We start from the raw sequence: 23,093 nt of genomic DNA, 5'->3' as shown, positions 1-23,093 counted from the left end.
AATCATACATTTGAGTGTGCTACAATTAACGGAAGAAAGGGGATTATTATGTCGAATACGTTTGAAGAGAAAACGATTGCGAGTCAATCGATTTATAAAGGTAAAATTATAGATGTGCGCGTAGATGATGTCGAGCTACCGGATGGAAATAAGTCGAAACGGGAGCTTATTGACCATCCTGGAGCTGTTGGAATTATTCCTGTTACGGATGATCATAAAATCGTAATGGTGGAACAATATCGAAAAGCGTTAGAAAAAAGTATTATTGAAATACCTGCTGGCAAACTAGAGGTAGGTGAACAGCCTGAGGTCACAGCTAATCGTGAATTAGAAGAGGAAACTGGCTATCGGGCAGGTTCTTTAGATTATGTCGTTTCTTATTATACGTCTCCTGGGTTTGCGAATGAAAAGCTTTATATTTATGAAGCAAGAGATCTTACGAAAGTGGATGATGCTTTAAAGGGGGACGACGATGAGTTTGTGGAAATTATCGAAGTAACGATCGATGAAGCATTAGATTTAATCAAGAAAGAACACATTCATGATGCGAAAACGATCCATGCGATTTATTACCTTATGCAAAAAGAAGGAAGATCATAATGACGTTAAATAGCTACTACGGCGATTTACATGTCCATATCGGACGAACACTTCGTCATCACCCGGTTAAAATATCGGCCTCTAACAACTTAACCATAACCAATATTTTTCACTATGTTCGAGAGAAAAAAGGACTGGATCTTGTCGGGGTGATTGATGCCCACGTGCCAGAGGTAATTGAGGAAATCGAGCAATTAATTGAAACGGGCGATAGTTACGAGTTGGATGAAGGCGGGATCTCAAATGGTTTTGTTACCATGCTTCTAGGATCCGAAATTGAATTATATGATGAGTATTGTTCTGGCCCAATCCATGTGCTATGTTTTTTTCCTACATTAGACATTATGAAGGAATTTTCTAATTGGTATGCAAAACATGTGAAAAATCGGACGCTTAGTTCTCAGCGCATGTACATACAGGCTGTTGATCTTCAAAAGAAAGTACATGAATTAGATGGGTTATTTATCCCGGCCCATGTGTTCACACCGTTTAAAAGCTTATATGGAAAAGGGGTTCAGAAGAGTCTTCAAGAAGTATTTGACCCAAATATCATCAACGGGGTTGAATTAGGCTTAAGTTCGGATACATCTATGGCAGATACAATTCATGAATTGGAGCCGTACACGTTTTTAACGAATTCAGACGCTCATTCATTAGAAAAAATTGGACGTGAGTATCAGGAATTCGCTCTAGGGAAACCAACGTTTGCAGAATTTGAAAAGGCACTAAAATCAATAGACGGACGACATGTAAAAGCAAACTACGGAATGAACCCTAGGTTAGGTAAATACTATACGACGATTTGCCGTTCATGCGAAAGTCGTATTTCCTATGAAAAGGTATGTCCAAACTGTGGTTCGAAAAAAGTGATTAAAGGTGTAAGTGAACGCATTAAAGAGGTTAGTCAAACGGATGAACCATCTGATCGACAAAGACCGCCTTATATTCATCAAGTTCCACTTGAATATATACCAGGGCTTGGGCCAAAAACCTTAGAAAAGCTGAGAGAGAAGCTATATCACGATATGTACATTATTCATGATGCGACTGTTGAAGAGTTAATGAAGGTAAGTAATCGCCAAGTTACGGCGTATATTATTCAATTAAGAAACGGAGAATTAGACATTAATCCCGGTGGTGGCGGGACGTATGGCAGTGTTGCCGTCAAGCAACGTAAAAAATGAATCCATTCTTTAATCTAGTGGTTCTATATATGTTTCTACCGACATAGTATTTTACTAGAGTAGAAACGAATGGAGGAACCGCTATGAAACATTGGCTAAAAGGATCATCTTATACATTAGAACCTTATATCAACCTATATATCTTTTTATTCGTCTTATTTGTGATTGGTGTTATATTCGGTGCAGGTATGGTTGGTAGTTTGAGCTTTTTACAAAAACAGGACTTATTATTTTTCGTTGAACAATACTTTCATTCCTTTACTGAACAATCCCGTCAATTGACGTTAGGTGAGTTATTCTCGGCATTTTGGGCACACGGAAAATATGTTACCTTCTTATTCCTATTCGGATTATCATTTATAGGACTACCGGTTGTCTGGTTTTTATTATTTATGAAAGGAATTGTTATTGGATTTACGGTAGGGTTTTTAATTAATCAATTAACTTGGCAAGGTTTTTTCATATCTTTAACATCTGTCGCGCCTCAAAATTTATTAATTGTACCGGGTTATTTACTAATTGTCGCTAGTAGCATGATTTTTTGTATTCACGTCATGAGAATGCTCTTTACAAAGGGAAAAAGCTACTATACCATTGGTCAGGCGATGTCGTTATATTTCAAAAGCTATTTAATTGCGCTTTTAATTATTTTGGGAGGTTCAATGATTGAAGCCTTCATTTCATCACAAGCGATGTATTTTGTTTTAAAATAATTATAAATAAATAATTGTTATAATAAATAAATTAAAATCATTATAATTTGACACGATCTTTTCTCTTACTTATAATAAAAATGAAAAGTAAGAGGGGGGATACGCGTGGAAAACCGCATAGAGAAAATTAAAAAACAACTTCATTCTCAAAGCTATAAACTAACCCCACAGAGAGAAGCGACTGTTCGGGTACTTTTAGAACATGAAGAAGATCATTTAAGTGCGGAAGATGTTTACCTCCTCGTGAAAGAGAAATCACCTGAAATAGGATTAGCAACTGTTTATCGTACATTAGAATTATTATCGGAGCTTAAAGTTGTCGATAAAATTAATTTTGGTGACGGGGTTTCTCGATACGACTTAAGAAAAGAAGGTGCCGAACATTTTCATCACCATTTAGTTTGTGTTGAATGTGGTTCAGTTAAAGAAATAGAAGAAGATTTACTAGGCCATGTTGAAAAAACAGTCGAATCACAATGGGAATTTCAAGTGAAGGATCATCGACTAACCTTTCACGGAATCTGTAAAAATTGTCAAAGTGAACATGATTAAGAAAGAATCAACCAAAACCTTTTTTCATCGGGAAAAAAGGTTTTTTTGTGCTTAGGAAGAAGACATAGTAAAATTATGTGTAAGAAGCTCTTTAGCAAAAGGGGATTGGAACAATGGATGATGCCGTACAAGATTTTCTTCATTTTTTAAAAATCGAAAAAGGATTAGCTGATAATTCGGTTGCCTCGTATCGCCGAGATCTCAAGCAATATACGAAGTACCTAAAAGAAGTAGAAGAATTAGAGGATGTACAAAAAATAGAAAGAGGCCATATCCGTGCCTTTCTAAAATTTTTATCAACCAATGGTAAAACGTCTTCAAGTATCACGCGAATGCTATCAACGATTCGGTCGTTCCACCGGTTTTTAATACAAGATTACGATGTTTCGCATGATGCGACGTTGCATATTCAAACACCGAAAAAAGAACGAAAACTACCAAAAGTGTTATCAAGTCAAGAGGTAGAGACCTTGCTAGATTTACCGGGAGATGAACCGCTCACCATAAGAAATCGGGCGATGCTGGAAATGCTTTATGCAACTGGATTACGAATATCTGAATTATTATCACTTCAAATTAATGATTTGCATTTACTAATGGGGTTCGTCAGAGTGATTGGTAAGGGAGGAAAAGAACGAATTGTTCCTCTTGGTAAGCATGCACAAAAGGCCGTAGAGGAATACGTTGAATTTGCACGATCAACGTTTATGAAGCAAAAGGCCACCGACGCCTTATTTGTGAATCATCGAGGCAGCCCAATGAGTCGCCAAGGATTTTGGAAGGTACTTAAAAAGATTGCACAAGAAAAGGGTATCAAAAAGGAATTAACACCACACACATTAAGGCATTCATTTGCGACTCACCTACTTGAAAATGGCGCGGATTTGCGTGCCGTTCAGGAGATGCTAGGACATTCCGATATTTCAACAACCCAGATTTACACACACATCTCAAAAACACGTATGAAAGACATTTATCAGAATTACCATCCTAGGGCATGATAATTGATATCACTTTTTTCTTTACTTAATAGAAGGTAAAATGGTTCTGACAACATATTGGAGGTATCCGCATGGAAGATTCATTTAAACGTGTATTTTTAATTGTATTGGATTCAGTTGGAATTGGTGAAGCACCTGATGCAAAGGAATTTAATGATGAAGGTGCCGATACGATTGGACATATAGCTGAACACTTGAATGGCTTAAATATGCCGAACATGGGAAAGCTTGGGTTAAGTAATATCCGAAAGCTTCCAGGTATTGAGATAGCAGATCAACCCAAGGCTCACTATACTAAAATGCAAGAGGCTTCTATTGGAAAAGACACGATGACAGGACATTGGGAAATTATGGGGTTGAGGATGAATAAACCATTCCGAACATTTCCCGAAGGCTTCCCAGATGATTTAGTCAACCAAATTGAAGAAAAGACGGGGCGTAAGGTGATTGGTAACAAACCAGCTTCCGGAACTAAAATTATTGAAGAATTAGGTCAAGAGCACATGGATACTGGTGCAATTATTGTCTATACATCTGCTGACCCCGTTTTACAAATTGCTGCTCATGAAGAGGTTGTTCCGCTAGAAGAACTATACGACATTTGTGAAACCGTTCGTGAGATGACGAAAGATGAGCCTTATATGATTGGACGTATTATTGCCAGGCCATTTGTTGGCGAACCAGGGGCCTTTAAGCGTACGGCTAATCGCCATGACTATGCGCTTAAGCCATTTGGTCGAACCGTCATGAATGCATTAAAAGATGATAATTATGACGTGATTGCATTAGGCAAGATTAACGATATTTATGATGGTGAAGGTGTTACAGAAGCTATCCGTACGAAAGACAACACGGATGGAATGGATAAAATATTAGAAAGCACTGAAAAGTCCTTCCATGGATTAACGTTTTTAAATTTAGTTGATTTCGATGCAAAATACGGACACCGTCGTGATCCACAAGGTTATGGCGAGGCGTTAGAAGAGTTCGATCGCCGTTTGCCGGAACTGTTAGAAAAAATAGGTGATGATGATTTATTAATTTTGACTGCTGATCACGGAAATGATCCAGTTCACCATGGCACTGATCACACACGTGAGTATGTTCCGTTACTGGTATACCATAACGATATTCAAAAAGGGCAGGAACTTTCGCTTCGTGACACATTTGCTGATATTGGTGCAACGATTGCCGATAACTTTAATGTGACATCCCCCCAATATGGTAAAAGCTTTTTAAAGGATATTAAATAAAGGAGTCACTCGTATGATGATGGAGCAAATTAATGAATCAAAAACATATATAGAAGAACAATTATCAACGACCAAGCCTGATATTGGTTTAATTTTAGGGTCCGGTTTAGGAATATTAGCCGATGAGATTGAGAATCCAAAAGTCATTCCGTATGCGGATATTCCACATTTTCCGACTTCAACCGTATCAGGTCATAAAGGACAGCTCGTAATCGGAACTCTACAAGGTCAACATGTCATAGCCATGCAAGGGCGCTTTCATTATTATGAGGGCTATAGCATGCAACAGGTGACTTTTCCGGTACGCGTCATGAAAGCTTTAGGTGTGGAACAGTTGTTAGTGACGAATGCAGCTGGCGGCATTAACGAATCCTTTAACCCGGGTGACTTAATGTTAATTAGCGATCATATCAATATGATGGGCGATAATCCATTAATTGGACCTAACGTCGATGAACTGGGACCGCGCTTCCCTGATATGTCTCAAGCATATAGTAATGAATTAATGAAAGTGGCCAAATCATGTGCTCAAGAGATTAATTTAAACCTACAAGAAGGGGTCTACGTAGGTAATACAGGTCCGACGTATGAAACGGGTAGTGAAATCAAATTGCTCCGGACCCTAGGTGGAGATGCTGTCGGAATGTCTACAGTGCCAGAGGTTATTGTAGCTAACCATGCCGGTATGAAGGTGCTAGGGATTTCTTGTATCTCTAATATGGCTGCAGGTATTTTAGATCAACCACTATCACATGATGAAGTCATCGAGACAACTGAAAAGGTTCGAGAAGATTTTATTAAATTAGTCAAAAACGTAATCAAGAAGATGGCATAGCAGGAGTGTTTAATGATGCGTATGTACGATATTATCGCGAAAAAACGCGATGGACATGAGTTATCCAAAGAGGAAATTGATTTTTTTATTGAAGGTTATACCAATGATGATATTCCAGATTATCAAGCCAGTGCTTTAGCGATGGCGATCTTCTTTCAGGATATGACGGAAGACGAGCGTGCAGCGTTAACGATGGCAATGGTTGAATCTGGTGATACGATTGATTTATCCGATATTGCTGGAACGAAAGTCGACAAGCACTCAACAGGTGGTGTAGGTGATACGACGACCTTAGTATTAGCACCACTTGTTGCTTCAGTTGGTGTACCAGTGGCGAAAATGAGCGGTCGAGGCCTCGGTCATACAGGTGGTACGATTGATAAGTTAGAATCAGTTCCAGGTTTTCACGTCGAGATTGATAGCAATGAATTTGTAAAGTTAGTTAATGAAAATAAAATAGCCATTATTGGTCAATCTGGTAATTTAACACCGGCCGATAAGAAATTATATGGATTGCGCGATGTAACGGCTACCGTTAACTCCATTCCGTTAATCGCAAGCTCAATTATGAGTAAGAAGATTGCATCAGGAGCTGATGCGATTGTTTTAGATGTTAAAACAGGCGCTGGAGCTTTTATGAAAACGGCTGAAGAAGCAGAAGAACTCGCCAAAGCAATGGTTGCGATTGGAAATAATGTTGGCCGACAAACGATGGCTGTTATTAGTGATATGAGTCAACCATTAGGCCGTGCAATTGGTAATGGTTTAGAGGTTGAAGAAGCCATTGATACGTTAAACGGTAATGGCCCTGAAGATTTAACAGAATTATCGTTAACATTAGGTAGTCAAATGGTAGTACTTGGTGGTCAGGCCAAATCCTTGGATGAAGCAAGACAACGACTAGAAGAAAATATTCAAAATGGTCAAGCGATTGAAAAATTCAAGGAATTTCTAGCCGCTCAAGGTGGCGATGCATCGGTTGTCGATAACCCTGAAAAGCTGCCACAGGCTTCGCAAACGATTGAATTAAAGGCGAAACAATCAGGATATATTCAAGAAATGGTTGCTGATGAATTAGGTCATGCCGCGATGATGTTAGGTGCCGGACGCCAAACGAAGGAATCGACGATTGATTTGTCAGTTGGATTACGGCTAAATAAAAAGGTCGGCGATTATGTTGAAGAGGACGAATCCATTTTGACATTTTACAGTAATCAATCTGACGTGGAGGCTATAAAAGAAAAACTATATCAGAACATTACGATACAACAAGAAAAAGTAGAGGTATATAAGTTAATTCACACGATCGTTAGTGAATAGATTGCATTATGGGATCCTGTTTTTTAGACAGGATCCTTTTTAAATGTTTTTTATTTATCCTTTAAGCGCCCGATCCTCAGCCAATTGCCTTAACTCGCGAACAGATTGTGACACCGATTGATTCGTGGTATCAATGACGAGATCGGGATTGTCTGGTTCATCGTAAGCTTGAGAGATGCCTGTGAAATTTTTGATCTCACCTGAACGAGCTTTGTGGTATAAACCTTTGGGGTCTCTCCGTTCACATTCTTCAAGAGAGCATTTAATATAAACTTCAACGAATTCTTCCCTTTTAAATAGCTTTTTTGCTTGCTCACGGTCAGCTTTTGAAGGTGATATGGCTGCAACTATTGTGACGATACCAGCATCTACAAAGAGCTTAGCACATTCTGCAATACGACGTATGTTTTCATGTCGATCTTGATAACTAAACCCTAAATTATTGTTTAGTCCATGACGTATATTATCGCCATCTAATAAATACGTGTGAACGCCTCGAATAAACAATTCTTTCTCTACCTGATTCGCAATTGTCGACTTTCCGGAACCAGACAATCCTGTTAACCATATAACGAAGCTTTTCTGTCCATTTAAATGTTGCCGATCCTCTTTAGACACTTGATGGTGATGCCATTTAATATCATTCGTCATCAAACTAACCTCCCCGTAGTATCCACAAATGTACTTGATTCTATTACTTTCCCCACACTAATAGATTTATGCAGCCACCATACTTTTGGTAAACCTATAAGTGAAAATGGGTTCCATTTTATTGGTTTAATGGTCACTCGTGGCTTACACACTATAACGAAATCTACTTATAATACATTAAAATCTACTTTTTGTTAGTTTTAGCTATAAAAAGAGGAAGGTGTACGCATGTGATTGTATTTGACAGTGAAGAGATAAAGAAAGATCAAGTGTGTTTTTTGCATATACCCAAGACTGGCGGGAAGACGTTATGGGATTTATTTGGAAGACAACAGGAAACGATTCACGTCTGGCATTCAAAATTTTTCAAACAGCTTTCACAACCGGAATTCTTAACGATGCTAAGGGATCCCGTCGATAGGGTGATATCCACCTATTACTATATTAAAAGGTATGAGCGAGACCCGCTTTATAAACAGTTCAGAAATATGAGTTTAGAACAATTTGTAGAATATATAAAAAATGACAAAATCCCAAATAAACGTTTTAAATCAAAAAAAGACCTTCGAAACCTTCGATACCGAACAGTCAATCTCGCGACTCGTTATTTATCGGGTGGCGATCCAAATAATATCAAACAGGCTAAGAACAATATCAAACGAAATATTTCATTGGTTGGTTTTACAGATATGTATTTTGAGTCATTATTTTTTATGAAAAAGCGTTTTAATTGGGATTTATCAGCTGTTAAAAAACAAAACCAAACTAAGAATCGTCCTAAAGTCAATGCGATTCCTAAAAGGCTAATTAAGACTATTGAAACGTATAATCAATATGATATTGAATTATATCGCTGGGCCAAAGCTAAATTCCTAAAAGATATCGATGCATTGGATTCTCAAACAAGAAATGAGATGGAAGTGTGGGTACGTGACATGCAAGGATAAGATAATTTTACTTTGTGGTGGAGTTAGCTCTGCCACTTTTTAAAAGCTGTTATTTTTAAGTATTTTATATGTAATAGATCATAACAAGCAGTTGAAATACACGAAGACTCCTGGTCGGCTAAAAGCGAAGTGTATTTCAACTGCGGTAGATAAAGAAACAAACATTTCGAAAACAGTTGTAAAAATAGACAAGTTTTATTTTTTTGTAATAAAAGCTTGAGAGCTTGGAAAAAATATGAAGCATGAAATGGAGGGAGTATAATGAAATATAAATTTTTGATTAGTGTTTTAGTTTTTACACTTTTATTACCGAGTCCTGCATTGTTAGCTGAACAACAGGAAGGTGGTGAACCGTCTGATTTAACTGAGTCTGCCAAATCAGCCCTACTAATGGAATTTGATACAGGCGAAATCATGTATAATGAAGAATCTTCAAAACGATTACCGCCAGCTTCTATGACCAAAATCATGACGATGTTATTAGTTATGGAGGCGTTAGATGAAGGTACGATTACATTAGATGAAAAGGTTCGAGTAAGTGAGCATGCAGCATCAATGGGCGGGACGCAAATATACTTAGAACCATTTGAGGAAATGACGGTTAAAGATCTTTTAAAAGCAGTAGCAGTCGCCTCAGCAAATGATGCTTCTGTCGCTTTAGCTGAGAGAATAGCTGCAACTGAAGAAGTATTTGTCGAAATGATGAATGAAAAAGCCAAATCCTTAGGGTTAAAGGATACGAATTTTGTTAATACCACTGGATTACCTGCTGAAAATCATTACTCTTCAGCTTATGATATGGCTGTCATGGCTAGAGAATTACTTAAACATGAAGAAATAACGGAATACACGAAAATTTATGAGGATTATCTTCGTAAAGGGACAGATGATGAGTTTTGGTTAGTGAACACTAATCGGTTAGTCAAGTTTTACCAAGGGGTAGATGGACTGAAAACAGGCTATACGTCAAAAGCGAAATATTCTTTAACCGCAACAGCTAAACGTGATGATATGCGTATGATTGCTGTTGTAATGGGAGCGGATACAGCGAAGGATCGTAATAAAGATATCACAAACATGCTTGATTATGCTTTTGGTCACTATGATGTTAAACGTCTGTTCAGTAAAGATGATAAGGTACATGAGTGGGAGCCATTAAAATCTAATAGTAAAATTTATGCCTCACCAAAATCGAATGTTTCCTTACTCGTTAAAAAAGGAGATTCTTTAGAGGACTATCAAACAAAGATTGAAACCAAATCTAACACATGGCCAGTCGAAAAAGGTGACGAAGTAGGTAAAATAAAAGTTGTTAAGGATGATGAGGTTGTTGCTGAATATCCATTAATTGTGATGAATGACGTAAAAGACGCTAATATATGGACGCTATGGAAAAGATCACTTAAATCCATCCATCGGGGTAAATAATTTCGTCGATTCTTAACTAGTTTTGTCAACCGGCAGGAATTTTTAAAGAAGAAAAAGAAAGACTCATATAGCTTAATTTCATTTGAAGGAGGAAAAAAGCGTTGAGTCTTATTTCAAATTTTGAAAAAAGAGAAGAAGTTTTGCTAGTAAGACTAATTGGAGAGCTTGATCATCACGAAGCAGAACGACTAAAAGAAGAGTGGAAACAGCAGTTAAGTGATCAAAGTATTAAACACGTTGTCGTTAACTTGGAAGAGTTAGCTTTTATGGACTCTTCAGGCTTGGGGGTATTTTTAGGCCGATATAAAGAAGTGAAACAATTAGATGGCGAGATGGTCATCTGTTCTTATAATCAATCTGTAAAACGATTATTCGAATTATCTGGTTTGTTTAAGCTCGTCCGTACTGCTAGTGATGAAGAAGCTGCCCTTGCACGCTTGGGGGTGGCATCATGAATAATTACATGAGAATTGAGTTTACAGCGAAAAGTGAGAATGAGTCATTTGCAAGAGTTTCTGTTGCATCATTTATTGCACAATTAGACCCAACTGTTGATGAGCTAACAGAAATTAAAACGGTTGTTTCTGAAGCTGTTACAAACGCTATTATCCATGGGTATGAAGATGATGAAGAAGGCATGGTGACGTTAGAATGCCATATTCGTGAAGGAGAAGTGGAAGTGAAAATTATGGATCATGGCCGTGGAATTGATAACGTTGATGAAGCCACACAACCGATGTTCACTTCGAAACCAGAACTCGAGCGATCGGGAATGGGCTTTACGATTATGGAAAATTTTATGGATGCGATAACGGTAGATTCACAAATGGGTTTTGGAACAACGGTCACGATGAGGAAAATGTTCAATCAAAATGAAACCGCAAACCGTAGGTGATGCCTATGAGTGGAAACGGTAAACTTAAAGATGAACAGCCATTGAAAAATGAACAAGTAAGGGAATTGATTGAACTTAGTCAGGCAGGCGATGAAGCAGCCCGAGATAAACTTGTTAAAAAGAACACTCGCCTTGTGTGGTCAGTTGTTCAGCGTTTTTTAAATAGAGGCTATGAACAGGAAGATCTCTTTCAGATCGGCTGTATTGGCCTTATAAAATCCATAGACAAATTTGATCTATCGTATGATGTTAAGTTTTCGACATATGCTGTACCGATGATAATAGGCGAGATTCAGCGTTTTATTAGAGATGATGGTTCCATTAAAGTGAGTCGTTCATTAAAGGAGTCAAACCATAAAATACGTGGTTATATGGAAGAATTCTCAAAAGAACATGGGAGGGCTCCTTCCATATCAGAAATTAGTGAAGCTTTAAATATTCCAAGCGAGGATATTATCATGGCCTTAGAGGCGAACCAAAATCCTCATTCGATTCATGAGACAGTGTTTGAGAATGAAGGTGATCCGATTACACTTATGGATCAAATCGCTGAGAAAGATTCAAGTTGGTTTGATCATATCGCTTTAAAGGAAGCGATTCGACAATTAGATTCGAGAGAACGATTAATTATTTATTTACGTTATTTTAAAGATCATACTCAATCAGAGGTGGCTAAACGATTAAACATTTCTCAAGTACAAGTATCAAGGCTGGAGAAAAATATATTAGAACAAATGGGTCACTTGCTTAATCAGTAAATAGAAAAAGGCATTTGCGGTTGAAATCGCAAATGCCTTTTTTAAATCCATAAGGAAAAAAGAATTCTGTGATTGTTGTCATACATGTTCATTAACCAAATGTACATAATAACCAATATAGAATGGTGTACGGTTAGTGAGTTCGTCATGAAATCACAACATGGAGTTGATGCACAATGGCACACGTTATTTATTTACGCTTAAAACCAAGACAAGTCGTAAAAAAAGGACAACAAATTCACCTGAAAGACATTGCTTACATTAGTACAAATAATGAGGAATTAAAAAAGAAGCTATCCACATTATATCTACACACTGTTTCCGAAAAGGACCATACTTATAAAGTTTTTGACTTATTTAAAATCATTGAGCGCATCAATAGTCTGTATCCAGAATATGAAGTTGAGTCCGTTGGAGCATCCCAATCCATTCTAGTTATATATCAACCAAAACCTAAAATATACCCCGTTTTTGTTGCCTTTATATGGTGTTTATTGTTCGTTGGAGCAGCAATGGCGATAATGAACTTCCATTTTGATGTCAACATGGAGGAAGTTCAAGGAACCCTTCATGACATGATTTCAGCAGAAAGTGAAGAGCGAAGCGTATTATGGCTACAAATTCCATATTCAATTGGGTTAGGTTTAGGTATGATTCTGTTTTTTAATCACTTCTTTAAAAAACGGATTAACGAGGAACCAAGCCCACTTGAAGTGGAAATGTTTAATTATGATCAAGATCTTCAACAATACGTGTCATTCAATGAAAACGAGTTGAATAAAGACGATGATCGTTAGCTATTTAATTGAAATGTTTGTAGGTTTAGCTGGTGGCCTAGCAGTTGGCTCAGGCTTTGTTGCCTTTATATCCGTTTTAGGGATTATTCCCCGACTCGTCCAATTAAGTAAATCCAAGCGTTTTTTACGGGCCTACGAATGGGCTGTTATTTTAGGCGCTTTATTTGGAATTTATCTATCCTTTACCAGTATATCCGTTCATATCCCAATCGCAATTGAAATGTTTTGGGGACTATTACATGGGATATTTATTGGAATGCTTGCAGCAGCCTTAACTGAAGTGTTAAATGTTTTCCCTATTTTAGCCAAACGAATAAAGCTTGAATACAAAATCGAGCTACTCGTTTTAGCAATAGTGTTTGGAAAAATTATGGGATCCATCTTTCAATGGGTCATCTACGTTAGATAAAGGAGTGTCACAGAATTGATTACAAAGGATAATTATGCAAAAGATATTAAGAAATATCAGCCTAAACCTAATTTAGTTAAAAATTGTATTAAAGCTTTTCTTGTTGGTGGGCTAATTTGTGTGATTGGACAAGGGTTGACGATTTTTTATATGGAAGTTTTCGACTTTACAGAAAAACAAGCGACTAATCCTACGATTTCTACCTTAATATTAATCGCAGCCTTGTTAACTGGTTTCGGTATTTACGATAAAATAGGGCAATTTGCTGGTGCAGGGTCTGCTGTTCCTGTTACAGGATTCGCGAACTCAGTTGCGAGTGCCGCATTAGAACATAAAAGTGAAGGTTTGGTTTTAGGCGTTGCAACGAATATGTTTAAACTGGCTGGTTCAGTCATTGTTTTTGGAACCGTGTCTGCTTATATCGTTGGTTTAATTCGATACTTAGTCGAACAGTTTTTATAGGTGAGGGTGAACATAATGAAAATTGGTAAACAATCATGGATGTTTAATCAAGGTGTATATATTCAATCATCAGCAACCGTAACGGGTCCTAAAGAGAAACAGGGTCCACTTGGACAAACGTATGATTATTCGTTTGATGAATTGCATTGTAATGAGGATAGTTGGGAAAAAGCAGAGCAAGCGCTATTGAAAAAGTCGATAAAGATTTGTATGGAAAATACGAACGTCCGTGAAGATGCAATTGACTTATTTATTAGTGGCGATTTATTGAATCAGAATGTGACATCAAACTATGTCGCTCGCGATCTTCCGAGTTCATTTTTATGTGTATTTGGTGCTTGTTCTACATCAATGGAAACGTTAGCGATTGGTTCATCTTTAATTGATAGTGGAAATTGCAAAAATGTACTAGCTAGCACAAGCAGCCATTATTCAACGGCGGAGCGACAATTCCGATATCCAACAGAATATGGTGGGCAAAAGCCGGATACCTCTACAACAACCGTGACAGGTGCAGGAACGGTACTGATAAATAATGAAGCATCTGAAGTACAGGTCGAAGGTGCCACGATCGGAAAGGTTATTGATTATGGAATGGATGACCCATTAGATATGGGGTCTGCCATGGCACCTGCAGCCGCTGATACCATCGTCCAACATTTAAAGGATTTTAATCGTAAGCCAGAGGACTACGATTTAATCTTAACTGGAGATTTATCGAGTGTTGGTACCCCAATTGTTAAGAAAATGACTGAACAATCGGGTTATGATATCGAGGGTATCCACCGCGATTGCGGGCTCATGGTTTACCACTCTAATCAACAAGTTTTTGCCGGTGGAAGCGGCTGTGCTAGTTCAGCCGTCGTGACCTATGGCTATATATTGCAACAATTAAAGGAAAATAAATTGAAAAAGGTATTAATCTGTGCAACAGGTACTTTGTTAAGTCCAACGATGACACAACAAAAAGAAACAATCCCTTGTATCGCGCATGGGGTTGTATTAAAAAGGGCGGATGCATAATGTTTATGGATTTCTTTTGGGCATTTGTGGTAGGTGGTCTAATATGTGTCGTAGGCCAGATATTGTTAGATGTATTTAAATTGACACCGGCACATGTCGTGTCTTCATTCGTCGTAGCAGGGGCAGTATTAGACGGGTTCAACTTATACGACAAATTAATCGAATTTGCAGGTGCTGGTGCGACTGTACCGATTACCAGCTTTGGTCATTCGCTTTTACACGGCGCGATGGCACAAGCTGAAGAGCATGGGTTTATTGGTGTTTCCATTGGGATCTTTCAATTAACTTCTGCTGGTATTGCTTCAGCGATTCTGTTTGGATTTATCGTCGCAATCATTTTTAAACCTAAAGGATGATGGATTTGAAGTTTGAAAATAGAGATGTGAAACTGAGCAAATCAATCAAAAAGAATCGTGAACTATTTAAAGATCTATTAGGTATTGGTGTTTCTTTTGATGTTGATTATCGAACGATTAATGTATTAGATACCGATGTAGATGTTTATTTTGTGACAGGGCTAAATGATAAAAGTCATGTCAATATGGTATTAAAAGAACTATTAGAGCTTAATGAAGTTGAACATTTTAACCGAAGTAAGCGTAAGGTACATGAAATAGTTGAAAACCGCATTGTTAATTATCAAGTCGAAGAAATGGATGTTGCCTACGATGCGGTTACCAATATTCTATCTGGTCTAATAGTCATTGTTGTTGATGGTTGTACAAAGGCGTTTGCGGTTGACGTACGGAGTTATCCTGACCGTTCACCAAGTGAACCTGACACTGAAAAGGTTGTAAGAGGTTCACGTGATGGGTATACAGAGAACATCATCATTAATACAGGTCTTACGCGTCGACGTGTTAGAGATGATAATTTACGTTATGAACTCATACGCATTGGAGAAAGGTCGAGAACAGATGTTGTTATAGCTTATATAAAAGACGTGGCTGACCCAGGGTTGGTTCAGACCGTACGTGGGAATATAAAAGATATTAACGTTGACGGGTTAGCGATGTCTGAGAAAAGTTTAGAAGAGTTTATCGTCGAACAAAAGTTCAATCCGTTTCCATTAGTCCGTTATACAGAAAGACCGGATGTTGCCTCAGCCCATCTTTTTGAAGGACATGTTCTTATTATGGTTGACACTTCACCTAGCGTCATTATTACACCGACAACATATTTTCATCATGTTCAACACGCTGAGGAGTTTAGACAATCACCAACAGTTGGAACATTTGTACGTTGGATTAGATTTTTAGGGATTATGTTTTCAATATTTTTGTTGCCTATGTGGCTTTTATTTGTGATGCAGCCTGAACTTCTACCAAAGGAATTAGCTTTTATTGGGCCAAATGAGGAAGGGAATATTCCAATCTTTATTCAAATTATATTGGCTGATATTGGGGTCGAATTTATGCGCGTTGCAGCCATCCATACGCCAACTGCTGTTTCCACCGCCATGGGTTTGATTGCGGCTGTTTTAATCGGTGAGATAGCTATACAGGTTGGTTTATTTGGCCCTGAAATCATTCTGTATGTCGCTTTAAGTGCGATGGGGACTTACTCCACTCCGAGTTATGAATTAAGTGTTGCCAATAAAATAACGAGAATTTTATTGGTCATCGCCACCGCTTTTTTTGGCGTGAAGGGTCTTGTGATCGGTTTCACTGTTTACATTTTGTTATTAGTTAGAACGATTTCACTAAACACACCATATTTTTGGCCTGTTATTCCGTTCAACGCTCGTGCGTTATATCATATATTATTCCGTTTAGCTGTTCCACTTCATAAAACTCGTCCAAGCATTGTTCACCCACAGGATGATAAACGCCGCTAGTGGTTAATAATCGTTGATAGATTGACAAGCATGTGATAAAGTTTATCCTATAATTCAATCCCTTTGGAAGATAATAGGTATACTTGTTATCTGGGATGGGTTGAGATTTCTGGATAACAAGTATTGTTTGTGCAGGGAGGGTAGGTGAACAACAATGATTCAAAATCACTTACATATTGGTGGGATAGATGCTGTCGATCTGATCAATCAATATGGAACACCATTATTCGTTTATGATGTTGAAAAAATAAGAGAAAATGCGAGACTGTTTACTCAAACCTTTGAAGAGAGGAATGTCAAGCATCAAGTGGCATATGCCAGTAAAGCCTTTTCTTCAATTGCCATTTTACAAGTGGCCAAGCAAGAGGGGTTAAGTCTTGATGTTGTCTCTGAAGGTGAACTTTATACAGCTATTCAAGCTGATTTTCCAGTTGAGAAAATTCATATGCACGGTAATAATAAAAACCGTGATGAATTAGATATGGCCATACGCCATCAAATTGGATGTATTGTCGTTGATAATTTTTATGAAATAGATTTGTTAGAAGAGCTATTAGAGAAACATCAACGTAAGATGAAGGTTTTATTAAGAGTCACACCTGGTATTGAGGCGCATACCCATGACTATATACTAACAGGTCAAGAAGACTCAAAATTCGGCTTTGATTTATCAAGTCATCAGGCCGGTCAGGCATTACAGAGACTCCTTCAAAATGAGCGGATCCATGTCCAAGGTGTACATTGCCATATTGGGTCGCAAATTTTTGAAACTCAAGGGTTTGTCATGGCAACGAAAAAGGTTTTTAGTATGTTAAAAGATTGGCACAATCAATTTGGTTATCAAGCTGAAGTTGTTAATTTAGGTGGTGGGTTTGGAATTCGTTATACAAATGATGACGAGCCATTACCTTTGAATGAATATGTTGTGGCATTAGTAGACGCTGTAACAGAACAGGCAAAAGAGTACCAATTAATGATGCCTGAGATTTGGATTGAACCTGGTCGTTCAATTGTTGGTGAAGCGGGTACAACTATCTATACGGTTGGCTCTGTCAAGGATATTCCGGATGTTCGGAAATACGTATCCGTAGACGGTGGCATGACCGATAATATTAGACCAGCCTTATACCAGGCAAAGTACGAAGCTGTTGTAGCTAATAAAATTAACCAACCCATAACCGAAACCGTATCAATTGCGGGAAAATGTTGTGAGTCAGGTGATATGTTAATTTGGGATTTAGAGGTACCTGCCATTGAAAACGGTGATTTATTGGCTGTTCAATCGACGGGTGCATATGGTTACTCGATGTCGAGTCATTATAATCGATTCCCGAATGCTGCTGTCGTTTTTGTCGAAAATGGCAAATCACAATTAGTTGTAAAACGCGAAACATACAAAGATTTAGTACAAAATGACTTATCATATGAATAAAATAAGGGGAGTATGAAGATGAAGAAAACAACGATACATTTTGAAAATGGAGAAAAAATTATAATAGATTTATTTGAAGAAGATGCACCGAACACAGTTGATAACTTTGTTAAACTAGCTGAAAGTGGATTTTATGATGGTTTAACTTTTCATCGCGTTATTCCAAACTTTGTAATACAAGGCGGTTGCCCGAACGGAGATGGTACTGGTGGGCCTGGTTATACGATCAAATGTGAAACAGAAGGTAATCCGAAAAAGCATGAGCGTGGATCATTATCGATGGCCCATGCCGGAAAAGACACAGGCGGAAGCCAATTTTTCATCTGTTTTGAACCACAACCACATTTAGATGGTGTACACACAGTTTTCGGAAAAGTAACAGAAGGCATAGATGTTGTGGACCGTGTACGAATGGGTGACGTTATGGAGAAGGTTGCGATTGAATAGTATTCGACTCTAGTTATCAAGCCAACTGACTTAACCGTGTTATTTGACAAATACAATAAAACAATTAAAGTATATATATGTAATAGAGATAATAGGTAAGTTCTATAAACTTGAATGTATCCGTTAAGAGGGGTTTTTATGCTTATTAAATTTAAGAAAAGCTTTGAAAAGATTGCGATGGGCTTGCTTTCTTTTATGCCTGAAGAAAAAGAAGTTAAAAAATTGCAGTCGACAATCAAAGAATATGAAACGAATGATAACTGGAGATTGTTTCTTTGGAAAGAAGAAGATATCTTAGGTGCAATTGGTGTTAGAATTGACGATGATAAGAAAATGATCGTTCAACACGTTAGTGTGACACCATCACATAGAAACCAAGGTATTGGTAAAAAGATGGTAAAAGCATTAAAAGACCAATTTTCTAATGATTATTTAATTTGTGGTAATGAAAAAACTGAGGATTTCTTTAATAATTGTCATGATTAGTCTAAACCCTGTTAGTATATATACTAACGGGGTTTATATTTTAATATTCCTTTTTCATTCAATTTTTGATAAGATTTGATTGTAATATGAAACGTACACTGAAATGAGTGAAGATTATGGGAAAAGCGGTGTATCAAGTAAAATTAGATACCTTTGAAGGTCCATTAGACTTATTGTTACATCTCGTTAACCAATATGAAATTGATATATACGATGTTCCATTACGCGAGATTACGGATCAGTACATGAACTACATACATACGATGCAGGATTTGCAGCTTGATATAGCTAGTGAATATTTAGTTATGGCTGCAACACTGCTTGCGATCAAAAGTCAAATGCTTTTACCTAAACAGGATTTGGATGTAGAGGATGAGTATGAAGAAGATCCGCGTGAAGAGTTGATACAGCGTTTAATTGAATATAGAAAATACAAACAAGCTTCACAAGAGTTAAAAGAACGTGAGATGGAATCGAATCAAATTTTTACACGTTCACCGGCCGACTTATCTGAATACGAAAGTACCGTAAAAGTGACGCAAAGCGAAGAACTTACAATTGTTGATTTAGCTCAAGCATTTCAAAAGGTCTTAAGACGTAAGAAACTTTTAGAGCCTTTGGAAACAACTATCCAACGCCAAGAAATATCGATAGACGATCGTATGGATCAGGTTGTTGACCAACTAAAGAAATCAAATGGTAAGAAAAAATTTGAAGATCTCTTTCAATACTCTGAGAAGTTTGAAATCGTAGCTACTTTTTTAGCTTTATTAGAATTAATGAAATCTGTCAAAATTACTTGCTATCAGACAAGCAATTTCGATGACATAATGGTGGAATTAATGGAGGCATAATATGGAGTTAAAACAGTTAAAAGGTGTTTTAGAAGGGCTTTTATTTGTTTCAGGTGACGAAGGCTTGTCAGTCAAACAGATTAAAGACGTATTATCTGTAGATACAGATGCAGTATATGTACTTTTGGATGAATTAAAGTATGATTATGAACATCAACAACGGGGACTATCTATACTAGAACAAAAGGGTATTTATTATTTAACAACAAAACCTGATCATGCTTTATATTATGAAAAGATGAAGGAAACAACTATATCATCACGATTATCTCAAGCAGCATTAGAAACATTGGCGATCATCGCTTATCAGCAACCGATTACAAAAGTGGAAGTAGAAGACATTAGAGGTGTAAAAAGTGATGGTCCAGTTCAAACATTAGTATCACGTTTTTTAATAGAGGAGTGTGGTCGTAAAGAAACTAGTGGGCGTCCAATTTTATATCAAACAACAAAGGAATTTTTAACCTTTTTCGGATTATCATCATTAGAAGAGTTACCACCATTACCAGATGACGATATGAATGAAGCCGTAAAAGAAGCCGATTTATTTTTTAATGATTTACAGGACGAAAATTAAGGATGGACTTCTAAGGAGGATATTTAAAGCCCGATGGATACTCATCTTCTTTCTCAAGCAGAATCAATTCAAGACCATTTACAATTGATTGAACATGAGCTTAGTGATTTTTTAGATTTTACAAGTGTAGATAAAATTTTAGATGAAAGTAAAGATGTTGAGATTAATTTTATACAGACGATTTTTAAAGAATTCCGTTATATCGCGGTATATAGTGGTGAAGGTAAAAAGGCGATAAATAGGATACTAATGGATCAACGAATTGAAGAAACATTAGTGGATAAAGTTTATAAGGGTATTTATTTTAAGTGTGTTAATGAATTTTTTTCACCTCATCATGAGGTTTGGTATGAGGATAGCCGAGCATCTTATCGAAATAAATTTTCGATTGATTTTTATACTAAGCCTGGCATGTTAATTGAAGATACGATTAAGAAAATCGAACCTTCTTTCCATCATATAAGGGATCAATTAGATTATTTAGATTTAAGTTAATGAGTTGAGTGCTTATGCGCTCAACTCTTTTTTTATTCATACTGTTAGGGCAAACTCATATATTGGTTATAGTAGTACAAGTTCATCGAGTGAGGAGATCGTTCATGAAAAAGACATTTTTAATTACCCTGATTATGGTCGTATTTTCTTTACCAACGTACAATTTCCAAGCTAATGCTTCACCAGACATATCAGCAACGAATGCCGTTGTTTTAGATATGGATACGAATGCCGTATTATTTGAAAAAGAATCGCACGTTGAACGAAATATTGCAAGTATAACCAAGATTATGACCGCGATTGTTGCCTTAGAGCACGGTGAGTTAGAGGATGATGTTAACATTAGCCGTAACGCCGCGACACAAGAAGGTTCATCAATCTACACAAAACTTGGGGATACGTATTCATTAAAGGATTTACTATACGGGTTAATGCTTCGCTCGGGCAACGATGCCGCAACAGCTATTGCAGAGCATATTGGTGGAAGTGAAAAGGGGTTTGCATTACTCATGAATGAGAAGGCAAACTGGATTGGGATGAATGATAGCTCCTTTCAAAATCCGCATGGGTTAGATGAGGATGGTCATTATTCAACCGCCTATGATATGGCTCTACTCACAAGTTATGCGATGAATTCTAATGACCAATTTGAAAAGATATTTAGTTCTGAAAAATATTTATCAAACAACATTGATTACCATTGGTATAACAAAAATAAAATGCTAATGACTAATGATTACTGTACCGGAGGCAAAACAGGCTTTACAAAAAGCGCTGGGCGAACATTAGTGACAACGGCAGAGAAAGATGGCAAACGTCTAGTGGTTGTCACATTGAATGCATCAGATGATTGGAATGATCACCGTGAACTATACGAGTATGGCTTCGAAGAAATTGACAATCGTTCTGATTTTATGAATGAAGAAGACATCGTGGATTTCTCTTCTTTATTTGAATCGTACTTCGATGTGTTAAATCAATTACACGGAGTGAAAGAATGGTCCACATAATTTGGGTTGGTATGGCAGCGATTGGAATTATTTATGCGATGTTTAATGGAACGATTGAAGAGGTCAATGAAGTCATATTTGAAAGTGCGAATGAAGCGGTATTCTTGGTCATTAGTCTGATCAGTATTTTAGTTTTTTGGTTAGGTTTAATGCGGATAGCAGAAGAATCAGGGCTACTCAATAAATTAGCTGATTTTTTTAAGCCGTTGATTACAAGATTATTTCCAGACATACCACCCAATCATCCTGCAATGGGGTATATTTTATCAAACTTTTCGGCCAACATTTTTGGACTTGGTAATGCTGCGACACCTTTAGGGATTAAGGCGATGAAGGAAATGAAAAAGCTAAATGGTGACAGTGATGAAGCGTCACGCTCTATGATTACCCTATTAGCTTTAAATACTTCTAGTGTCACGTTAATTCCGACAACGATTATTGCGATTCGAATGCAGTATGATTCGACAGGTCCAACTGACATCGTCATATCAACCATTTTTGCAACCATGATCTCAACAATCGGTGCTATTTTAGTTGATCGCTATTTTTACTACCGTAGGCAAGGGAGACTAGAATATGATTCTACAATTAAGTAATTATATCATTCCATTAATCATACTTAGTGTTTTATTGTATGGTACGTACAAAAAAGTTCCAACATATGAAAAGTTCGTAGAAGGGGGTAAGGAAGGGGTTTCACTAGCAATTTCCTTGCTCCCTTTCCTATTAGGGATGATTGTATCCATTAGTATTTTTAGGGCATCTGGTGCGATGGATGCCTTTGTTTCAATGGTTGAGCCAGTGCTTAGCTTGTTTCATATTCCGTCTGACATTGTGCCTTTAGCACTGACACGACCTATTTCAGGTACTGCTTCTTTAGGCGTTGCAACAGATATAATCAAAACGGAAGGTCCGGACTCATATTTAGGTCGTTTAGCATCAACTATGCAAGGCAGTACTGACACAACCATGTATGTCTTAACGGTTTATTTCGGAGCTGTCGGAATTAAAAAAATGGGAGATGCACTTAAAGTTGGACTGATAGCTGATTTTATTGGTATAATAGCATCATTAATCATATGTTATTTGATATTTGGATAGATAAAAAGGGGGAGCGTTAACTTCGA

The 23,093-nt window shown here is 37.3% G+C and carries 29 protein-coding genes; 28 read left to right on the top strand and 1 reads right to left on the bottom strand.

The window, feature by feature from the left end:
* Window positions 1-48 precede the first annotated feature (48 nt).
* The 8 genes from BLP77_RS10855 (at window position 49) to BLP77_RS10820 (ending at window position 7,458) form a co-directional block, all read left to right on the top strand.
* Window positions 49-600 carry an NUDIX hydrolase gene (locus tag BLP77_RS10855; RefSeq protein WP_093857149.1) on the top strand — a complete coding sequence of 184 codons (552 nt, stop codon included), beginning with the start codon at window positions 49-51 and terminating at the stop codon, window positions 598-600.
* Window positions 600-1,784 (top strand): endonuclease Q family protein, encoded by a 1,185-nt coding sequence (locus BLP77_RS10850; RefSeq protein WP_093857148.1) that lies wholly within the window; start codon window positions 600-602, stop codon window positions 1,782-1,784. The genes BLP77_RS10855 and BLP77_RS10850 overlap by 1 nt, the downstream gene beginning before the upstream one ends.
* A gap of 83 nt (window positions 1,785-1,867) precedes the next feature.
* A complete protein-coding gene (gene spoIIM / locus BLP77_RS10845; protein WP_093857147.1) occupies window positions 1,868-2,497 on the top strand; it encodes a stage II sporulation protein M in 630 nt (209 codons plus the stop codon).
* 105 nt (window positions 2,498-2,602) lie between these two features.
* On the top strand, window positions 2,603-3,049 hold the full coding sequence (fur, locus tag BLP77_RS10840) for a ferric iron uptake transcriptional regulator (RefSeq protein ID WP_093857146.1): 447 nt from the start codon (window positions 2,603-2,605) through the stop codon (window positions 3,047-3,049).
* Window positions 3,050-3,162: 113 nt separating this feature from the next.
* Window positions 3,163-4,050: a site-specific tyrosine recombinase XerD gene (gene xerD / locus BLP77_RS10835; protein ID WP_093857145.1), complete on the top strand. Its 888-nt coding sequence runs from the start codon at window positions 3,163-3,165 to the stop codon at window positions 4,048-4,050.
* Window positions 4,051-4,121: 71 nt separating this feature from the next.
* The gene (gene deoB, locus BLP77_RS10830) at window positions 4,122-5,303 is read left to right on the top strand and encodes a phosphopentomutase (RefSeq protein WP_093857144.1); all 1,182 of its coding nucleotides are present in this window, start codon (window positions 4,122-4,124) and stop codon (window positions 5,301-5,303) included.
* Between the two features lie 13 nt (window positions 5,304-5,316).
* Window positions 5,317-6,138, top strand: coding sequence for a purine-nucleoside phosphorylase (locus BLP77_RS10825; RefSeq protein WP_093857143.1), 822 nt, complete (start codon window positions 5,317-5,319; stop codon window positions 6,136-6,138).
* A 15-nt stretch (window positions 6,139-6,153) separates the two neighbouring features.
* Window positions 6,154-7,458 (top strand): pyrimidine-nucleoside phosphorylase, encoded by a 1,305-nt coding sequence (locus BLP77_RS10820; RefSeq protein ID WP_093857142.1) that lies wholly within the window; start codon window positions 6,154-6,156, stop codon window positions 7,456-7,458.
* 54 nt (window positions 7,459-7,512) lie between these two features.
* Here the strand turns inward: BLP77_RS10820 and cysC are convergent, their stop codons facing one another.
* On the bottom strand, window positions 7,513-8,109 hold the full coding sequence (gene cysC / locus BLP77_RS10815; RefSeq protein ID WP_093857141.1) for an adenylyl-sulfate kinase: 597 nt from the start codon (window positions 8,107-8,109) through the stop codon (window positions 7,513-7,515).
* A gap of 230 nt (window positions 8,110-8,339) precedes the next feature.
* Between cysC and BLP77_RS10810 the strand changes: the two genes are divergently transcribed.
* From BLP77_RS10810 to BLP77_RS10715, 20 genes are all read left to right on the top strand, one after another.
* Window positions 8,340-9,056 (top strand): sulfotransferase family 2 domain-containing protein, encoded by a 717-nt coding sequence (locus BLP77_RS10810; RefSeq protein ID WP_093857140.1) that lies wholly within the window; start codon window positions 8,340-8,342, stop codon window positions 9,054-9,056.
* Window positions 9,057-9,317: 261 nt separating this feature from the next.
* Complete coding sequence (locus BLP77_RS10805; RefSeq protein WP_093857139.1) at window positions 9,318-10,484, top strand: D-alanyl-D-alanine carboxypeptidase family protein; 1,167 nt, start codon at window positions 9,318-9,320, stop codon at window positions 10,482-10,484.
* Window positions 10,485-10,585: 101 nt separating this feature from the next.
* Window positions 10,586-10,939 (top strand): anti-sigma F factor antagonist, encoded by a 354-nt coding sequence (spoIIAA, locus tag BLP77_RS10800; RefSeq protein WP_093857138.1) that lies wholly within the window; start codon window positions 10,586-10,588, stop codon window positions 10,937-10,939.
* Window positions 10,936-11,379, top strand: coding sequence for an anti-sigma F factor (gene spoIIAB, locus BLP77_RS10795; RefSeq protein WP_093857137.1), 444 nt, complete (start codon window positions 10,936-10,938; stop codon window positions 11,377-11,379). The genes spoIIAA and spoIIAB overlap by 4 nt, the downstream gene beginning before the upstream one ends.
* A 5-nt stretch (window positions 11,380-11,384) precedes the next feature.
* Window positions 11,385-12,137, top strand: coding sequence for an RNA polymerase sporulation sigma factor SigF (gene sigF / locus BLP77_RS10790; protein ID WP_093857136.1), 753 nt, complete (start codon window positions 11,385-11,387; stop codon window positions 12,135-12,137).
* A 176-nt stretch (window positions 12,138-12,313) separates the two neighbouring features.
* The gene (locus BLP77_RS10785) at window positions 12,314-12,934 is read left to right on the top strand and encodes a stage V sporulation protein AA (protein ID WP_093857135.1); all 621 of its coding nucleotides are present in this window, start codon (window positions 12,314-12,316) and stop codon (window positions 12,932-12,934) included.
* Window positions 12,924-13,343: a stage V sporulation protein AB gene (locus BLP77_RS10780; RefSeq protein ID WP_093857134.1), complete on the top strand. Its 420-nt coding sequence runs from the start codon at window positions 12,924-12,926 to the stop codon at window positions 13,341-13,343. The genes BLP77_RS10785 and BLP77_RS10780 overlap by 11 nt, the downstream gene beginning before the upstream one ends.
* A gap of 15 nt (window positions 13,344-13,358) precedes the next feature.
* Window positions 13,359-13,805: a stage V sporulation protein AC gene (spoVAC, locus tag BLP77_RS10775; RefSeq protein WP_093857133.1), complete on the top strand. Its 447-nt coding sequence runs from the start codon at window positions 13,359-13,361 to the stop codon at window positions 13,803-13,805.
* A gap of 15 nt (window positions 13,806-13,820) precedes the next feature.
* Window positions 13,821-14,828: a stage V sporulation protein AD gene (gene spoVAD, locus BLP77_RS10770; RefSeq protein WP_093857132.1), complete on the top strand. Its 1,008-nt coding sequence runs from the start codon at window positions 13,821-13,823 to the stop codon at window positions 14,826-14,828.
* 5 nt (window positions 14,829-14,833) lie between these two features.
* Window positions 14,834-15,184 carry a stage V sporulation protein AE gene (gene spoVAE / locus BLP77_RS10765; RefSeq protein ID WP_093857180.1) on the top strand — a complete coding sequence of 117 codons (351 nt, stop codon included), beginning with the start codon at window positions 14,834-14,836 and terminating at the stop codon, window positions 15,182-15,184.
* Entirely contained in the window at window positions 15,184-16,665 is a 1,482-nt protein-coding gene (locus tag BLP77_RS10760) for a spore germination protein (protein ID WP_093857131.1), read from the top strand. Before spoVAE ends, BLP77_RS10760 begins: the two co-directional genes overlap by 1 nt.
* A 154-nt stretch (window positions 16,666-16,819) precedes the next feature.
* Window positions 16,820-18,097: a diaminopimelate decarboxylase gene (gene lysA / locus BLP77_RS10755; protein WP_093857130.1), complete on the top strand. Its 1,278-nt coding sequence runs from the start codon at window positions 16,820-16,822 to the stop codon at window positions 18,095-18,097.
* Window positions 18,098-18,115: 18 nt separating this feature from the next.
* A complete protein-coding gene (locus BLP77_RS10750; protein WP_093857129.1) occupies window positions 18,116-18,544 on the top strand; it encodes a peptidylprolyl isomerase in 429 nt (142 codons plus the stop codon).
* Window positions 18,545-18,682: 138 nt separating this feature from the next.
* On the top strand, window positions 18,683-19,030 hold the full coding sequence (locus tag BLP77_RS10745) for a GNAT family N-acetyltransferase (RefSeq protein ID WP_093857128.1): 348 nt from the start codon (window positions 18,683-18,685) through the stop codon (window positions 19,028-19,030).
* A 116-nt stretch (window positions 19,031-19,146) separates the two neighbouring features.
* Window positions 19,147-19,884: a segregation/condensation protein A gene (locus BLP77_RS10740; protein ID WP_093857127.1), complete on the top strand. Its 738-nt coding sequence runs from the start codon at window positions 19,147-19,149 to the stop codon at window positions 19,882-19,884.
* A gap of 1 nt (window position 19,885) precedes the next feature.
* The gene (gene scpB, locus BLP77_RS10735) at window positions 19,886-20,461 is read left to right on the top strand and encodes an SMC-Scp complex subunit ScpB (RefSeq protein WP_093857126.1); all 576 of its coding nucleotides are present in this window, start codon (window positions 19,886-19,888) and stop codon (window positions 20,459-20,461) included.
* 33 nt (window positions 20,462-20,494) lie between these two features.
* On the top strand, window positions 20,495-20,956 hold the full coding sequence (locus BLP77_RS10730) for a DUF3907 family protein (RefSeq protein ID WP_093857125.1): 462 nt from the start codon (window positions 20,495-20,497) through the stop codon (window positions 20,954-20,956).
* Between the two features lie 104 nt (window positions 20,957-21,060).
* Window positions 21,061-21,966, top strand: a complete 906-nt coding sequence (locus BLP77_RS10725; protein WP_245686858.1) for a D-alanyl-D-alanine carboxypeptidase family protein — start codon at window positions 21,061-21,063, stop codon at window positions 21,964-21,966.
* A complete protein-coding gene (locus tag BLP77_RS10720) occupies window positions 21,954-22,562 on the top strand; it encodes a nucleoside recognition domain-containing protein (protein ID WP_093857124.1) in 609 nt (202 codons plus the stop codon). The genes BLP77_RS10725 and BLP77_RS10720 overlap by 13 nt, the downstream gene beginning before the upstream one ends.
* Window positions 22,543-23,067 carry a spore maturation protein gene (locus tag BLP77_RS10715; protein ID WP_093857123.1) on the top strand — a complete coding sequence of 175 codons (525 nt, stop codon included), beginning with the start codon at window positions 22,543-22,545 and terminating at the stop codon, window positions 23,065-23,067. The genes BLP77_RS10720 and BLP77_RS10715 overlap by 20 nt, the downstream gene beginning before the upstream one ends.
* Window positions 23,068-23,093 lie beyond the last annotated feature (26 nt).

Source organism: Tenuibacillus multivorans, from assembly GCF_900103915.1.
In the GTDB taxonomy this organism is placed as follows: Bacteria; Bacillota; Bacilli; order Bacillales; family Alkalibacillaceae; genus Tenuibacillus; species Tenuibacillus multivorans.
This window is presented reverse-complemented; position numbering and strand designations above follow the sequence as displayed.

Bases quoted from the DNA above. Each gene is read 5' to 3' on its own strand.
- BLP77_RS10855 (WP_093857149.1), top strand. From the start codon at position 49: ATGTCGAATACGTTTGAAGAGAAAACGATTGCGAGTCAATCGATTTAT.
- BLP77_RS10850 (WP_093857148.1), top strand. From the start codon at position 600: ATGACGTTAAATAGCTACTACGGCGATTTACATGTCCATATCGGACGA.
- spoIIM (WP_093857147.1), top strand. From the start codon at position 1,868: ATGAAACATTGGCTAAAAGGATCATCTTATACATTAGAACCTTATATC.
- xerD (WP_093857145.1), top strand. From the start codon at position 3,163: ATGGATGATGCCGTACAAGATTTTCTTCATTTTTTAAAAATCGAAAAA.
- deoB (WP_093857144.1), top strand. From the start codon at position 4,122: ATGGAAGATTCATTTAAACGTGTATTTTTAATTGTATTGGATTCAGTT.
- BLP77_RS10825 (WP_093857143.1), top strand. From the start codon at position 5,317: ATGATGATGGAGCAAATTAATGAATCAAAAACATATATAGAAGAACAA.
- BLP77_RS10820 (WP_093857142.1), top strand. From the start codon at position 6,154: ATGCGTATGTACGATATTATCGCGAAAAAACGCGATGGACATGAGTTA.
- cysC (WP_093857141.1), bottom strand. From the start codon at position 8,109: ATGACGAATGATATTAAATGGCATCACCATCAAGTGTCTAAAGAGGAT.
- BLP77_RS10805 (WP_093857139.1), top strand. From the start codon at position 9,318: ATGAAATATAAATTTTTGATTAGTGTTTTAGTTTTTACACTTTTATTA.
- spoIIAB (WP_093857137.1), top strand. From the start codon at position 10,936: ATGAATAATTACATGAGAATTGAGTTTACAGCGAAAAGTGAGAATGAG.
- sigF (WP_093857136.1), top strand. From the start codon at position 11,385: ATGAGTGGAAACGGTAAACTTAAAGATGAACAGCCATTGAAAAATGAA.
- BLP77_RS10785 (WP_093857135.1), top strand. From the start codon at position 12,314: ATGGCACACGTTATTTATTTACGCTTAAAACCAAGACAAGTCGTAAAA.
- BLP77_RS10780 (WP_093857134.1), top strand. From the start codon at position 12,924: ATGATCGTTAGCTATTTAATTGAAATGTTTGTAGGTTTAGCTGGTGGC.
- spoVAD (WP_093857132.1), top strand. From the start codon at position 13,821: ATGAAAATTGGTAAACAATCATGGATGTTTAATCAAGGTGTATATATT.
- spoVAE (WP_093857180.1), top strand. From the start codon at position 14,834: ATGGATTTCTTTTGGGCATTTGTGGTAGGTGGTCTAATATGTGTCGTA.
- BLP77_RS10760 (WP_093857131.1), top strand. From the start codon at position 15,184: ATGGATTTGAAGTTTGAAAATAGAGATGTGAAACTGAGCAAATCAATC.
- lysA (WP_093857130.1), top strand. From the start codon at position 16,820: ATGATTCAAAATCACTTACATATTGGTGGGATAGATGCTGTCGATCTG.
- BLP77_RS10750 (WP_093857129.1), top strand. From the start codon at position 18,116: ATGAAGAAAACAACGATACATTTTGAAAATGGAGAAAAAATTATAATA.
- BLP77_RS10745 (WP_093857128.1), top strand. From the start codon at position 18,683: ATGCTTATTAAATTTAAGAAAAGCTTTGAAAAGATTGCGATGGGCTTG.
- BLP77_RS10740 (WP_093857127.1), top strand. From the start codon at position 19,147: ATGGGAAAAGCGGTGTATCAAGTAAAATTAGATACCTTTGAAGGTCCA.
- scpB (WP_093857126.1), top strand. From the start codon at position 19,886: ATGGAGTTAAAACAGTTAAAAGGTGTTTTAGAAGGGCTTTTATTTGTT.
- BLP77_RS10730 (WP_093857125.1), top strand. From the start codon at position 20,495: ATGGATACTCATCTTCTTTCTCAAGCAGAATCAATTCAAGACCATTTA.
- BLP77_RS10725 (WP_245686858.1), top strand. From the start codon at position 21,061: ATGAAAAAGACATTTTTAATTACCCTGATTATGGTCGTATTTTCTTTA.
- BLP77_RS10720 (WP_093857124.1), top strand. From the start codon at position 21,954: ATGGTCCACATAATTTGGGTTGGTATGGCAGCGATTGGAATTATTTAT.
- BLP77_RS10715 (WP_093857123.1), top strand. From the start codon at position 22,543: ATGATTCTACAATTAAGTAATTATATCATTCCATTAATCATACTTAGT.